This is a genomic window from Streptomyces sp. NBC_01433 (assembly GCF_026340105.1).
Taxonomy (GTDB): Bacteria; Actinomycetota; Actinomycetes; order Streptomycetales; family Streptomycetaceae; genus Streptomyces.
Genome location: NZ_JAPEPM010000002.1, coordinates 1,049,238 through 1,063,432, shown reverse-complemented (window position 1 = coordinate 1,063,432; position 14,195 = coordinate 1,049,238). Strand labels below are relative to the sequence as shown.

The following is a 14,195-nucleotide window of genomic DNA, read 5'->3' as shown; positions in this document are numbered from 1 at the left end:
GGCTCCCTCGCCCGGAGTGGTTACCTCTGCATGAGAGGTATTATGAACATATGTCGGATATGGGAATCCCTGGGGAGTTGGGTGACCTACTGGCCGGCGTCAACCGGCTCGTACGGCGCAGCCTGCGCGGCGGTCTGACCGGGCCGCCGGTGCGGGCGGCCCAGGCCGAACTGCTCCGGCTGGTCCAGGCGAACCCCGGCATCCGCGTCTCGGAGGCGGCCGGGGAACTGCGCCTCGCCGACAACTCGGTGTCGACCCTGATCCGGCAACTCACCGGACTGGGGCTGATGGTCAGGGAACAGGACCCGCAGGACGCCCGCGCCGCATCGCTGAGCGTCACACCCGAAGCCGCTGAACGGCTGCGGGACTGGGACGACCGACGGGCCGCCGTCTACCGGGAGCGGTGGCCGCAGCTGTCCGTACACGACCGGACGGCGCTGACCGCCGCCGTGCCCGCGCTGCGCAGACTCGCCGCCCTGCTCCATGAGGAATCGCGTACCCGAACACGGAGGTGATCCGGCCATGACCGCAAGCGCCATCGAATGCACCGGGCTGGTCTACCGCTTCGGCGCCACCCGCGCCGTGGACGATGTGGACTTCTCGGTCACCACGGGTGAGGTCTTCGGACTGCTCGGCCCGAACGGTGCGGGCAAGACCACCACGATCAGGGCGATCACCACGCTGCTCCCCGTCCCGGCCGGGATGATCCGGGTCTTCGGCCACGATGTGGCCAAGGAGCGGATGGGCGTGCGCCGTCTGCTCGGGTACGTCCCGCAGCAGCTTTCCGCCGACGCCGCTCTCACCGGGCGGGAGAACGTCACCCTCTTCGCCCGCGTGTACGACGTACCGCGCCGCGAACGCGCCCCTCGGGTGGCCCAGGCCCTCGACGCCGTCGGTCTCGGGGAGGCGGCCGACCGGATAGCGGGTACGTACTCCGGCGGTATGGTCCGCCGTCTCGAACTCGCCCAGGCGCTGGTGAGTTCGCCCCGCCTGCTGATTCTGGACGAACCGACCATCGGGCTCGATCCGATCGCCCGTACCAGTGTGTGGGAGCGGCTCAACCAGGCGCGTGCGGCCACCGGGATGACCGTACTGGTCACCACCCACTACATGGACGAGGCGGACCGGTACTGCGACCGGCTCGCGCTGATGCACCAGGGACGGATCAGAGCCCTCGGTACCCCGGGCAGCCTGAAGTCCGGGCTGGAGCGCCTTGCTCCGGCCGGCCGTGCGCCCACTCTGGAGGACGTCTTCCGCCACTACGCGGGCAACGGTCTCGACGACGACAAGGGAGGCGATTTCAGTGATGTGCGCAGCACACGTCGCACGGCGTCCCGCCTCGGCTGAACCCGGTCCGCTGCCCATCGAGCCCTCCCGGGTGCGCACCGGCTGGTCCGTGCTGCCCTCGCGGGTGGCCGCGATGTGCGCGGTGGAACTCCAGAAGCTCCGCCATGACCGGACCGAGCTGTACACCAGGGCGATCCAGCCGGCCCTCTGGCTGCTGATCTTCGGCGAGACCTTCACCCGGATCGGCGCGATACCCACCGGAAACGTGCCCTACCTCGACTTTCTCGCCCCGGGAATCATCGCCCAGTCCGCGATGTTCATCGCCATCTTCTACGGCATCCAGATCATCTGGGAGCGTGACGCGGGGGTGCTGAACAAGCTGTTGGTCACCCCGACCCCCCGGTCCGCGCTCGTCACCGGCAAGGCGTTCGCCGCCGGTGTGAAGGCGCTGATCCAGGCCGTGGTGGTGATCCTCATCGCCGCCGTACTGGGGGTCGGACTCACCTGGAATCCGCTGCGTCTGGCGGGGGTGGCGCTGGTGGTGGTCCTGGGATCGGCCTTCTTCGCCTGTCTGTCGATGACGATCGCGGGGATCGTGCTCACCCGGGACCGGCTGATGGGTATCGGCCAGGCGATCACCATGCCGCTGTTCTTCGCCTCCAACGCGCTCTATCCGGTGGCCCTGATGCCGAGCTGGCTCCAAGTGGTGAGCCGGGCCAATCCGCTGAGCTACGAGGTGGACGCCCTGCGTGGCCTGCTGATCGGTACCCCGGCCCACCTTCCCCTGGATCTCGGAGTGCTCTGTTTCGCGGCGCTCGCGGGCATCATCTCCGCCTCGGCGCTGATGGGCCGGCTGGCACGCTGAGCGAGTCGGGAGCCCGTGGGCGTGCGGCGCATGCTACGCGATCGCCAGTCCTGCGCGGGTGGCCTTTGCCCCGGGCGCGTAACTCCCTACAGGATGCGGCTGCTGAGTACCTTTCAGGCAGTTCCGGTCGGGCCTTTCCGGTCAGGCGGTCCGGGGCGGGCTGTTCCGGTCGGGCTGTTCCGGCGTGTGAAGGGTGAGGGCCCGGGGAGAGCGTGGCCGGAGCATCGGAAGAACACGGGTGGGGGCGAGCATGGTGGTGCCGGGGACGGCGGAGGAAATACGGGCCGCGCGGTGGGCCGAGCGGCTGTTCCGGAAGACGGTACCGGCGGGGCGCACCGTGCCCGAGCCGCGAGGGCCCGGGGCCGTGTGCGCGGCCGTCGAGACGATCGCGCGACTCGCCGCCGGCGCCGGAGTCATGCAGGACTCCGTGACCGGCGCCCGGCGCGGTGCCAAGAGGATGTCGACCGATCGCCTCCAGGGACTGTCGGAGGTCGTGCAGAACGCGGAGGACCTCGGCGCCTCCGAAGTCCGGTTCCTGGTACGGGAACGGACGCTCCTGGCCGCCCACAACGGCAGGCCGGTCCGGCTCACCGACGTCATCCCGCTCTCGATGCCCTGGGTCACCAGCAAGGCGCAGGACGCGGAAGCGACCGGGCGGTTCGGGATCGGCCTGATGACGCTGTTCACCTTCTCGCCGTCGATCGAGGTGCACAGCGGCCACTACCGGCTGCGGATCGCGGAGTCGGGTGTGGGCCTGGCGCCGTCGCGGACCTTCCCGCCCCACGTCGGGGGCGACGGCTGGACCGTGTTCCGTGTTCCGCTCACCGACGCGCCGCTCACGGCCGCCGACGTGGACGCCTGGCTGAGCGCCTGGGGAAACGAGGCGCTGCTCTTCCTCCGCAGGTCGCCGACGTGGTCCATCTCGATGCCAGGGGCCGGGTACGGCAGCGTCTCGCCCTTCACCGGCATGACGGCGGGGCCTTCACCGCCGACATCGCCGGAGAGGCGGTACGCGTGGAGGTCTCGGAGGTCCGCGACCCGGACGGGCTCCGCTGGCAGGTCTGCGCCACGGCCGTGACCACCCCGCCCGACGTCGAGCCCGAGTCGAAGGCTGCCGGGGACAGGACACCCCTCGCGGTCGCCCTGCCGCTGGGCAGCGCCCGTACCGGCAACGGCCACGTCCATGTCCGGCTCCCCGTCACCCCGTTGGGGCTGCCCCTTCGCGTGCACGCCCCGTTCGATCCCGCCCCCAGCCGGCAGGGCCTGCGCGAGACCGAGTGGAACGACGCACTCGTGCGGGGCGTGGCCGACCTCTGGGCGGCCGTCCTCGTGGAACGGTTCCGCCACGGCCCGGCCGCGTCCTGGCGGATGCTGCCGCTGCCGCGGGAGGTGAAGGGCCACGACGATGTCGTCGGCAGGCTGGAGAGCACCGTTCTCCAGCGCTCGCGCGAGCAGGTCTCCGTACGGCTGCGCATCGACGTTCCCGGCCACGGGCCGCTGAAACTGGCGGACCTGGCCGTCGAGGCCCCCGAACTCACCCGCGTGCTGACCGAGGCCGACATCCAGCGGGTGGCGGAGTGCCCGGCCCTGCCGCACGCGGCGCGGGACCCGGAGGCGCGGTACCGGGACATCCTGGAGGACTGGGTGGACCACGGCGGCGCCGAGCCCGTGGACGTCGGGCGCGGGAGACGATGGCGCTGCTCGGCGACCCGGAGCGACCGTTGGACGCGGCCATCGAACTGGCCGCCGTCGGTGCCGCCACCGGGGGACTGTCATCCCGGCTGTGCGACTTCGCGTGGGTGGCGGACGACACGGGTACCCGACGTCGGCCACCGGGACCGGCGGACCTGCGCATGTCCGCCGACCGGCGCGGCGGCCTGGCCGAGAGCCTCGGATTCGCCCACGCCCTGCACCCCGCCTTCCTCGCCGGCACTCCGGCCGCGATCCGGGTGCGTGAGTGGCTGCGCGCCCAGCACGCGCTGCTGACCGACGGCGATCAGGTCACCGTGATCCGACGCCCTGGCGGCCTACGGAAGGAGACGGGGCAGCGGCGCGCCTCTCACCCTCACCGACGAGCAACTGCGCGACCTCAAGGACGCCTTCGCCCAGGTACCGGAGCGCGAGCGGCCACTGCTCGGCGGCGACATCGGCCGGACCGTCACGCTCCAGGCCCGCCGCCACGACGACGACGGCAAGCTGCACGACGTACGGGCGACTCCCGCCCAGGCGTACCTCCCGCCGGGCATCGACAGTGCCGACCGCGACGAGAGCTTCGCCCACGCGGCAGGCGGCACGCCGGGCCTGGCATGGCTCCGGCCGCGCTACAACGACGTACTGCGGGCCGCCGGTTCCGGCATGAGTCCGCTGAACTTCCTCCGGCTGCTCGGAGCCCGGACGGCGCCCGGTGCCCGTGTTCACCGGTACGGGAGGGAACGGCTCCAGCGCCAGGGAGTGCCCGCCCTCGCGCCGGGTTCGCCCACGAGCCGTACGCGTCGGATGAACCAGCTCGGTGCCACGTACACACTCGACGACCACGAGAGCCCCGACCTCGACGCCGTGGTGCGCTCCATCGCCGCCGAGCCGGACGGACCGGCGCGCAGAAAGCGTGCGGTCGCGCTCCTCCACGTCCTCGGCAGGGCCTGGAGCAGCAGCTTCTCGGACCACGAGTCGGTCGAGGCCGCGCACGACTACTACGTCTGGGACGTGAAGGCCAGGATCCCGGGCTTCTGGCTGTGGACACTGCGGGAGACCCCCTGGCTGGACAGCGAGAGCGGGACCGCCACGGGGCCTTCGGCCCTGCGCAGACGCACCGAGGCGACAGCGGCGGTCCACGGCACCGACGCGGACGGGCTCCTGCACCGGGACATCCAGGCGGCCGCCGGACGCGGCGGGGAGGTCCTGCGGGCCCTTGCCGTCGGGGGCGAACCGACGGCGGCCGACATCCTTGAGCGGCTGCGCCGACAGCGCGGGTCGCAACGGGCCGGCGGGGACCACGACCATGCCGCGGCGCTGCTCCTGTACCGGGCCCTGGCCGTGCGGACGGGCCCGCAGCGTGGCCCGTCCGCCACCGGAGCAGCGGGCGGACCGGCCGCCGACGTCTCGCGTGCCGACATCGCACGGGCCTTCGCCGAGGGCGACGGGCTTGTCCTGACCGAGTCGGGCTGGCGCACCCCCGGCGCCTGTCTTCGAGGCAAGCCGCTGTTCGGCGAACTGCGCGACTTCGCGCCCGCCTTCGACGGCGACGAAGCCCTGTGGGAGGCGGTGGGGGTGCCGCGTCCCGGTGCCGACGACGCGATCGCCGTCATCCGGCGACTCGTACCCGTGGCACCGGGCGGGCGGCGGACGGAGCCGGACGCGGCGGCCCAGGCCGTGCTGCTGCAGAGCCTGCAGTTCCTCCAGGAACTGGCGGCCGGGGAGCCCGAGAAGCTGAGAGGGAAGCGGCTCGGCCGCCTGCCGCTCTGGACGAGCCACGGGTGGACCGGCCGCCGTCCCGTGTACGCCGTGGAGGAGGCCGGGCTCGCCGCCGCGCTGACGGCCGCGCAGGCACCGCCCGTCTGGTGCCCCGGCGCGGAACTCGAACAGTTCCGGGACCTCCTGGCACATCTGGGCATCACCGTCGTCGGCGGCGACGCCATCGTGCCGTACGCCGCCGGGCCGCCCGACCCCGACGCTCACGCGACAGCCCGGCTCTCCTCGGCCGTCGCGCACCTCCGCGAGGACCTGCAGCGCAGCGATCCCGCGACGGCCCGGGAACTCCAGGGCTCCTGGGACGAACTGACCGGTCTGGTCGTCCACATCGAGCCCGCACTCGCGTGCACGGTGACACTGCCGGGGCAGCCCGGCCCGCCCGGTCCGCTCCGCGTCCCGGTGGAGACGGCGATCGACTGGCACGAGGGGACGCTCTACGTCCGCCACGACCGGGTGCTGGCCCGGTCCGGCGGCGTGGGCCGGGCGCTCGCGGCCCGGTTCCGCGCCAGGCGGCGAGAGGTCGCCCACGCGTGGAGCGCGGCGTGGGAGCGCGCCGAATCCGGCCTGAGCGCCACGGAGATCGTCAGGGCGGAGGACCGTATCGAGGAGCGCCGGGCGGCCGCGGACGCCGAACACGCCCAGCGGCTCGCCGAGTTCCACCAGGAGACGAGCGCACGGCACGCCTCGGTGGGCAGAGCCCGTACCGTGAAGCCGAAGCCGCCGGCCGTGAAGCGGTCCGGAGCACCGTCGGGGGACTCCTCCGCGGCCGTCCCGCCGCGTCGCCTCGTCGACCCCGGGCTGCTGCGCCCCGTACTGGACCGGGCGGCGATCACCGACCGGAACGGTCGGGCTGCAGCCGGATCCACCGGGAGCGGACCGGGCAGGCCCACCCTGTCCGGGGCGCGGGCGGAACCGGCAGTTCCGCAGCAACGGAGCGCACTGAAGACGTTCAGCGCCCAGGATCAGGAGACCGTCGCCCTGGACCTGGTGCGCCTGGCGCTGGCGCGGGACGACGAGGAACTGCGGGACCTGCGGGCGCAGCGCGGTGTGGGCGCCGACGCGGCCGACGAGCTGAGCCGCTTCTACGAGGTGAAGTCCTTCCTGCGCCGGGAGCCGGACTGCCTCCCGGTGACGCCCCACGAGTACGAACGGGCCGCCACGGAGAAGGGCTTCTTCCTCGTGGTGGTGTCGGGCCTGGAGGACGGGGCGGGCGAGCGTGCCACCGTACGGATCATCCTCGATCCGCTGCACGAGCTGTCCGCCCACCCCAGCGCGAATGTGACTCTCACCGGCGTTCGCGGGTGCCGGAGCTTCTCCATCCCCTTCGAGCGGGCGGACTGAAGGGGATGACAGGTACGGGAAGGTTTTTGACGGTGTGTACGGCCGTCGTGTGTACGGCCGCCGTTCACAGTGCCGTCGCTGCCTCTTCCTTTCCGCTCGGTCCTCTTGGAACATTCCGTACGCTTCTGTTCCCTCACCCCAAGAGGCCCCACACTCATGTCTGACATCAATCGGCGCCGCTTCCTCCAACTGGCGGGAGCGACAGCGGGTTTCGCCGCCCTGTCGAGCAGCATCGACCGTGCCGCCGCCATCCCCGCACACCGCGCCTCCGGCACCATCAAGGACATCGAGCACATCGTCGTGCTGATGCAGGAGAACCGTTCCTTCGACCACTACTTCGGCGCGCTGAAGGGAGTACGCGGATTCGGGGACCCGCGCCCCGTGACACTGCCCGGCGGGAAGCCGGTCTGGTACCAGGCAGACGGCGCGCAGAGGGTGACCCTGCCGTTCCACCCGACGGCCGACGACCTGGGGATGCAGTTCCTCCAGGGGCTCAACCACGACTGGGCGGGCGGCCACCAGGCGTACAACAACGGCCGCTACGACCGGTGGATACCCGCCAAGACGCCGACGACGATGGCCTACCTCACCCGCGAGGACATTCCCTTCCACTACGCGCTCGCCGACAAGTTCACCGTGTGCGACGCGTACCACTGCTCGTTCATCGGGGCCACCGACCCGAACCGCTACTACATGTGGACGGGGTACACGGGCAACGACGGCACCGGCGGCGGTCCCGTCCTCGGCAATGAGGAGAAGGGCTACGGCTGGACCACGTACCCCGAACGTCTGGAGGAGGCCGGGATCTCCTGGAAGATCTACCAGGACACCGGGGACGGCCTGGACGCCGCCGGGCACTGGGGCTGGATCAGCGACGCCTACCGGGGCAACTACGGCGACAACTCCCTGCTGTACTTCGACAAGTACCGCAACGCCCGGCCCGGAGACCCGCTCTACGACAAGGCGCGGACCGGGACGAACGTCAAGGGCGGCGACGGCTACTTCGACGAACTCGCGGCGGACGTGAAGGCCGGGACGCTCCCGAAGATCTCCTGGGTCGCCGCTCCGGAAGCCTTTACCGAGCACGCCAACTTCCCCTCGAACTACGGCGCCTGGTACATCGCGCAGATGCTGGACGCGCTGACGTCGAACCCCGAGGTGTGGAGCCGGACCGCGCTGTTCATCACCTACGACGAGAACGACGGCTTCTTCGACCACGTCGTGCCGCCCTACCCGCCGTCCTCCGCGGCGCAGGGCCTGTCCACCGTCGATGTCGCCCCGGACCTCCACAAGGGCGGCATTTCCTACGCCGCGGGCGCCTACGGTCTCGGCCCGCGCGTCCCCATGCTCGTCGTCTCGCCCTGGAGCACCGGCGGTTACGTCTGCTCCGAGGTCTTCGACCACACCTCGATACTCCGGTTCATGGAGCGCCGCTTCGGGGTGCGCGAGCCGAACATCTCACCGTGGCGGCGCGCGATCTGCGGCGACCTCACCTCGGCCTTCGACTTCGGCACCACGGACACCGCTCCCGTCACGCTGCCCGACACGTCCGGCTACGAGCCGCCGGACCACGACCGGCACCCCGACTACCGGCCCACGCCGCCCGGCGTCGGTTCCCTGCCCAAGCAGGAAGCGGGCGCCCGCCCCGCCCGGCCGCTGCCGTACGCGCCGTACGTCGACGGCGAGGTCAGGGTGGGCGACGGCCGCATCGCCCTCACCTTCAGTCCGGGTACGAAGGCGGGGGCGCAGTTCTACGTCACCTCGGCGAACCGCACCGACGCGCCGTGGACGTACACGGCCGAGGCGGGCAGGACGATCTCCGACACCTGGAACTCGGCCTACTCCAAGGGCACGCACGACCTCACGGTGCACGGCCCGAACGGATTCCTGCGCACCTTCAGGTGTCCCGCGACGACCGCGGGACCCGAGGCGACGGCCCGCCACAACGCCACCACCGGCAACCTGGACCTGACGCTCACCAACCCCGGCACCACGGAGGCCAGGCTGACGGTCGCCAACGCCTATGGCGGGCAGTCGCGGACGGTCACGGTGGGGCCGGGGGCCACGGTGCGTCACACGGTGGACCTGAGCGCCTCCCGGCGCTGGTACGACGTCTCCGTCGTCATCGGCACCAGCACCGCCTTCCTGCGCCGCTTCGCCGGGCATGTGGAGACCGGAGCCGCGGGCGTCAGCGACCCGGCCACCGCCACCGTCTGACCGGTCCCGTTTCGACGGCCGCCGGTACCCACCGGCCGAGCGCCGGCGCGCCGGTCGAGCGTCAGCGGGGCGTGCCGGAAACCTCCGGCACGCCCCCCGGCCGTTCTCGCGTGTCCGGGTGCCTGCTACGTGTTCTGGCCGGTGCCGCCCCCGGTGCCGGAGGCGGCCTTGATACCCCGGGTGATGTCGTCCAGGACGGAGAGCTTCGGCGCCTCGGCGCTGACGTCGAAGCCGGACCGGACGACGACCAGCATGTCCTTCGTGGTGGGGGAGGGGAAGGCGAGCGACTCGACGTACCCGTCGTCACCCTTCTTCGTCACGACCTTCCAGCGCACCAGGTAGCCCTTCTGGCCGGCCACCGTGACCGGCTCGGACTTGAGCTGTTCGTGCGACGTGATGCCTTCGTAGATCTTCTCGCCGTACGACTCCTCGGCGTTGACCGCGATGTCCTTCTTGGCCGCGGCCTCCGCCGTTTTCGCGTCGATCTTCAGCGCGACGGCAGGGGCCGAGAACACGCCGCCGCGTACGCACTTCTCGCCCGAGGCGCCGGGACAGGCGTAGTCGCCGGTGGTCAGCCCGGCACCGACGGTCCCGGACCGGCCGGTCCAGCCCTTGGGCACCGGGAGACTGATTCCGCTGGCCAGATCCGTGGCGTAGCCGTCCTCGGTCGGCGGTAGCTGTGCGTCGGGCGCCTGGCTCTCGCCGCCATTGCCGCCGTTCTCCCCGTTTCCGTCCGGAGCGCCGTTCCCGTCCGGGGCGCCGGGCCGGCCCGGCGCCCCGGACGGCGCGGATGACGGGGAGCTCGCCGAGGTCCCCGGCTGTCTGCCGTTGTCCTCCTGGATCAGATACACGCCGCCCCCGATGGCGGCGAGCACCACTACACCGACGGTCACACCGACGGCGATACGCGTCCGGCGCCGCCGGACCGCCGCGGGCGGAACGCGGAGGTGGTCGGTCCACTGGGTTCCGTCCCACCAGCGTTCCTGGGCGGGGCCGATTCCTGAATACCCGGGGTCTGGATGCCAGCCGGGCGGGCTCGTCTGGGTCACGGTGTGCACGGTATGCGCACTGAGTGAGAAACGCATGAACTATCGACGCACAGATGTGCTGGTCGACGCGCGGCCGGCCGGCGCGGACTCACAGCACCCCGCCCGCCTCGTCGTGGAAGACCTCCGGCCAGTAGCGCCAGTCGTCCTCCTCGCCCGTCGAGCGGCAGGCCACCGGGTCCACCGACGCGAGCACGCGGGCCATGGTGTCGGCGAGCGGCTGGTACATGTCCGCCGTCAGCCCGTGCTCCTCGTCCAGCGCGTGTTCGCGGTGCAGGATCCACACGGTGAAGGCCAGCGTGGAGACATCGGCGTTGAGCGGTAACAGCGTCGCTTCGGGGACCGACCACGCGTGCACGGTGCCCGTCGCCCCGTCGACGAACACCGCCGTGTCCTCGACGAGCCATCCCAGGTAGAACAGCCGGTCGGCGATGTCCGCCATGGACGGGGGATAGCCGTAGAGGTCCGCCCCGTCCTGGTGTTCGTCCCGGCACGCGGCGAGGGAGATCAGCCGGGGGGCCTCCGTCCCGAGGCTGAACATGCCGCCGTCGGACGGGAGCCCGGTCTCCGTGAGGAAGCGCCTGGTCGGCAGGTGCACCATCGCGTCGGGCAGATCGACGCGGTCGAAACGCACGACCTCCCGCTCCCCGAACTCCTCCTCCAGCACGCCCTCGGGCAGATCGAGGAGCAGGCCGTTGCCCGGCCGCGCTATCAGCGCGAGCGGCCGTACGAGAGCGGCGATGCGCCAGAACGCCGGGACGGAGTGCTCCCACTCGTCGCGGCCTCCCGCGCTGCCCCAGTCGCCGTCCCAGTCCTCGTCCTCGAAGACCGCGAGCAGCTCGGCGCAGGCCTCGGCCACCGCCCGCGGACCCGCCCGGTCGGCAAACCGGGCGAACTGCCCGCATTTCCCGGCCAGTTCGTCGGTCGCGGCCAGGAATCGGGTGAGGGCGTCGCGCGACGGGGCCAGCGGCAGAACACCGGTGAGGTCGGGGCGTTCCTCGAAGAGGTACATGCTGAAGACGCGCCCCGTCGCGCCGTCCAGCACGATGTGCTCGGCCTCGTCACCCTCGATGAGCAGATGTCCGATGACCAACAGCCCCCGGACGTACGGGTCGAGTCCGGCCGGGTCGCCGGATCCGGCCTTCGAGTCGAGCAGTTGCGCGACGGTCGGGTGCGGGGCATCGCCGTCGGGCCGCAGCCGGATCAGGTCGCCCGGCTGCCCCGTGATGATCTCGGTCGTCATTCGTCTCCCCGCGCACTTGCCGAACCCGGGCCCCGGGACCCGGTTGTCGTCCACTGCGAAAACCCTAGGCGGCGGCACTGACATTGATGCTGATACTCAGGTTCCCGTGGCCGTGGCTCGGGCACTGACTGACGCCCAGCTCCTGGTCACCGCGGGCGGGCGGCAATCCCGAACGCACGCGGACCGAGGCGTCCTTCGCCGCCCTCTGCGGAGCCGCACCCGTTACGGCCTCCAGCGGCAGAACCAACCGGCACCGTCTCTCACGCGGAGACGACCGGGCAAGCCAACGCCGCCCTCTACCGCATCGCCCTCGTCGGCATGTCCAGCGACCCCCGCACACGCGACTACGTAGCACGACAGACCGCCGCCGGCCGCACGAAGAAGGAGATCATCCGGCCGCTGAAACGGGCCGTCGCCCGGGAGATCTTCCCCTGCCTGACCGCCACGGTCACCATCCCCGCCATTGCCGACCTGCGGCCGCTGCGGCAGTCCAAGAACATCACCCTCACCGCCGCCGCCCGTCACTTCGGTGTCTGGCCCGCCACCATCTCCACCTTCGAACGCGGAATCCGCCGAGACGACAACCTCACCCACGCCTACCGCGACTGGCTCCGTGCGGACTGACCGTTGGACGCGAACACTTCACTCATAGACAGTGGCGGCCTGAAGCGCTCTGGCCAGGAAGGTCCAGTCCCCGCCTTCCGGGAGTTCCTTCCCGACGTTCTGGTACCAGCCCGGCGAGTCATGCATCCATGCCGCAAGCGCCTCAAGGAATCGGTCGAGGCTCTGGTTCTCCCATTCGTGTCCACTGCGGAGGTAGTCCTGACGCAGTTCTCGAACGAAGGAGACCAGTTCGTCGCGGCTGCGGACTTTGTCGTCGGGAGTCAGTGACATGCAGCGAAAGTACCTTGCGCCTCGTGCCTCAGAACGCTTGACGAGCAATAGGAGCATCAACGCCGGTGCGGTCCGGTCCGCGGTCCGGTCCACGGACCCGACCGTGGACCGGTCCACGGACCCGTCTACGGTTCGATCAGCCCGGCGCGGATCGCGTAGCGGGTGAGCTCCAGACGGTCGCGCAGCCCCAGCTTCTGGAGCAGATTCGCGCGGTGCCGCTCGACGGTCTTGACGCTGATGACGAGCAGGCCGGCGATCTCCTTCGAGGAGTGGCCCTCGGCCACCAGCTTGAGGATCTCCTCCTCGCGTTCGGTGATCGCACGGGCCGGAAGATCCCCGCCCTCCCTGGCCCGTTCGAGGAAGTTGCGGATCAGCGCCGTGACCGCACCGGGGTAGAGGAACGGTTCGTCGCGCATCGCCGCACGGCAGGCTTCCACCAGGTCCCGGTCGGCGACGGACTTCAGTACATAGCCCGCCGCTCCCGCCTTGAGCGCTTCGAAGAAGTACTGCTCGTTGTCGTACATGGTCAGCATGAGGATGCGCAGCCCCGGCTGTACCCGGGACAGCTCCCGCGCCGCCTGGAGACCGGTCAGACGTGGCATCGCGATGTCGAGGATGGCCAGGTCGGGCTGTTCGGCACGGGCCATCTCGATGGCCTCGGCGCCGTCGCCCGCCTCGGCGACGACTAGGAGGTCCGGCTCGTTGTCGAGGATGAGCCGGACGCCCCGGCGGACCAGGGCGTGGTCGTCGGCGAGCAGGATGCGCGTCCTGCGCACCGGGTCGTACGGGGACATGGTCATGGTCACCGGCTTCCGTTCCGTACGGGCACATCGAGGCGTACTTCGGTGCCGCCCCCCGGACCGTTGCCGAGGGTGAGTCCGGCGCCGATGAGCAGGGCACGTTCGCGCATCCCGCGCAGGCCCGCACCCTCGGGGCCGTCCCCGAGACCGCGGCCGTCGTCGCGGATGCACAGCTCCACTCCGCCGGGGCCGCGACGCAGGGAGAGTTCCAGACGCGTGGCGCGAGCATGGCGGACCGTGTTGGTGAGGCACTCCTGGGCGATGCGATAGACGACGAGCTCGGCCTCGGCGCCCAGTTGGGGCAGGTCCTTCTCCATCCGCCGCTCGACCGTCAGCCCGTCGGGCTTCGGGATCTCGGTGATCAGCGCCGTCAGGGCACTCACCAGGCCCAGTTCGTCCAGTACTCCGGGCCGCAGCCTGCGGGCGATACGGCGTACCTCGTCCAGGCCGCCGCGGGTGATCTCCTGGACCTGGCGCAACTCGTCGCGCAGCGGCTCGGGAGCGCGGTCGGCGACGCGCTTCAGTTCGAGCAGCACCGCGGTGAGGGTCTGCCCGACCTCGTCGTGGAGTTCCTGGGCCACCCGGCGGCGTTCGGCCTCCTGCGCGGAGAGCGCGCGAGCGCTGCTGGTGGCCCGCTCCGCCTCCAGACGGTCGAGCATCGTGTTGAACGTTTCGATCAGATCGGCGATCTCTCCCTGCCCGGCGACCTCGGGACGCGGGCTGGGACGCAGCAGGTCGATGGTGGTCATCGCCCGGGTGACCCGCTGGAGAGGAGCGAGTCCGAGCCTGAGCAGAGCCGCGTTGGCGCCGAGCATCGAGGTGATGCCACCGGCCAGGATCAGGGCCTCGGTCAGCAGCACCGGGGTGGAGATGGTGATCGGGCCGAGCAGGAGCAGCGCTCCGGCCGCGACCAGGACCGCGGCGTTGAGCAGAAAGATGCGCCAGAACAGGGACAAGAGCGCATGGCCTCCTTCGGGTGGTTGTACGGACGGTCGGTTGCCTCCACTATTGCCGCTCCCGCCGCTGTCCCGGGC

13 protein-coding genes and 1 pseudogene are annotated in these 14,195 nt (G+C 71.2%); 8 read left to right on the top strand and 6 right to left on the bottom strand.

Translation table 11 applies throughout. The features are described 5' to 3' along the window. The first annotated feature begins 50 nt into the window (after window positions 1-50). The 5 genes from OG413_RS32260 (at window position 51) to OG413_RS32240 (ending at window position 4,138) form a co-directional block, all read left to right on the top strand. On the top strand, window positions 51-515 hold the full coding sequence (locus OG413_RS32260) for a MarR family winged helix-turn-helix transcriptional regulator (protein ID WP_266811785.1): 465 nt from the start codon (window positions 51-53) through the stop codon (window positions 513-515). A 7-nt stretch (window positions 516-522) separates the two neighbouring features. Continuing rightward, window positions 523-1,347, top strand: coding sequence for an ATP-binding cassette domain-containing protein (locus OG413_RS32255; RefSeq protein ID WP_266811783.1), 825 nt, complete (start codon window positions 523-525; stop codon window positions 1,345-1,347). Next, the gene (locus OG413_RS32250; protein WP_266811782.1) at window positions 1,307-2,152 is read left to right on the top strand and encodes an ABC transporter permease; all 846 of its coding nucleotides are present in this window, start codon (window positions 1,307-1,309) and stop codon (window positions 2,150-2,152) included. The genes OG413_RS32255 and OG413_RS32250 overlap by 41 nt, the downstream gene beginning before the upstream one ends. A gap of 238 nt (window positions 2,153-2,390) precedes the next feature. Then, complete coding sequence (locus tag OG413_RS32245) at window positions 2,391-3,230, top strand: sacsin N-terminal ATP-binding-like domain-containing protein (RefSeq protein WP_266811780.1); 840 nt, start codon at window positions 2,391-2,393, stop codon at window positions 3,228-3,230. Then, window positions 3,167-4,138: a hypothetical protein gene (locus tag OG413_RS32240; protein WP_266811778.1), complete on the top strand. Its 972-nt coding sequence runs from the start codon at window positions 3,167-3,169 to the stop codon at window positions 4,136-4,138. Before OG413_RS32245 ends, OG413_RS32240 begins: the two co-directional genes overlap by 64 nt. Before the next feature lie 15 nt (window positions 4,139-4,153). On the opposite strand, the gene OG413_RS32235 is transcribed toward OG413_RS32240, so the two are convergent. After that, window positions 4,154-4,432 (bottom strand): hypothetical protein, encoded by a 279-nt coding sequence (locus OG413_RS32235; RefSeq protein WP_266811776.1) that lies wholly within the window; start codon window positions 4,430-4,432, stop codon window positions 4,154-4,156. A 75-nt stretch (window positions 4,433-4,507) separates the two neighbouring features. Between OG413_RS32235 and OG413_RS32230 the strand changes: the two genes are divergently transcribed. Both OG413_RS32230 and OG413_RS32225 read left to right on the top strand, forming a co-directional pair. Then, a complete protein-coding gene (locus OG413_RS32230; protein WP_266811775.1) occupies window positions 4,508-6,961 on the top strand; it encodes a hypothetical protein in 2,454 nt (817 codons plus the stop codon). Between the two features lie 156 nt (window positions 6,962-7,117). After that, window positions 7,118-9,178 carry a phosphocholine-specific phospholipase C gene (locus tag OG413_RS32225; protein ID WP_266811774.1) on the top strand — a complete coding sequence of 687 codons (2,061 nt, stop codon included), beginning with the start codon at window positions 7,118-7,120 and terminating at the stop codon, window positions 9,176-9,178. 125 nt (window positions 9,179-9,303) lie between these two features. On the opposite strand, the gene OG413_RS32220 is transcribed toward OG413_RS32225, so the two are convergent. Continuing rightward, the gene (locus tag OG413_RS32220) at window positions 9,304-10,227 is read right to left on the bottom strand and encodes a DUF2510 domain-containing protein (RefSeq protein WP_266811773.1); all 924 of its coding nucleotides are present in this window, start codon (window positions 10,225-10,227) and stop codon (window positions 9,304-9,306) included. Between the two features lie 88 nt (window positions 10,228-10,315). Further along, window positions 10,316-11,467 (bottom strand): SUKH-4 family immunity protein, encoded by a 1,152-nt coding sequence (locus OG413_RS32215; RefSeq protein ID WP_266811771.1) that lies wholly within the window; start codon window positions 11,465-11,467, stop codon window positions 10,316-10,318. A gap of 133 nt (window positions 11,468-11,600) precedes the next feature. On the opposite strand from OG413_RS32215, the pseudogene OG413_RS32210 reads away from it, so the two are divergent. Next, window positions 11,601-11,908 (top strand): annotated as a pseudogene (locus OG413_RS32210) (transposase); the annotation flags it as partial. Between the two features lie 201 nt (window positions 11,909-12,109). Here the strand turns inward: OG413_RS32210 and OG413_RS32205 are convergent. The 3 genes from OG413_RS32205 to OG413_RS32195 all read right to left on the bottom strand — a co-directional run bounded on the left by OG413_RS32205 (window position 12,110) and on the right by OG413_RS32195 (window position 14,117). Continuing rightward, entirely contained in the window at window positions 12,110-12,361 is a 252-nt protein-coding gene (locus tag OG413_RS32205) for a hypothetical protein (protein WP_266811769.1), read from the bottom strand. A gap of 125 nt (window positions 12,362-12,486) precedes the next feature. After that, window positions 12,487-13,161 (bottom strand): response regulator transcription factor, encoded by a 675-nt coding sequence (locus OG413_RS32200; protein WP_266811767.1) that lies wholly within the window; start codon window positions 13,159-13,161, stop codon window positions 12,487-12,489. 2 nt (window positions 13,162-13,163) lie between these two features. Beyond that, complete coding sequence (locus OG413_RS32195) at window positions 13,164-14,117, bottom strand: HAMP domain-containing sensor histidine kinase (RefSeq protein ID WP_266811765.1); 954 nt, start codon at window positions 14,115-14,117, stop codon at window positions 13,164-13,166. Window positions 14,118-14,195 lie beyond the last annotated feature (78 nt).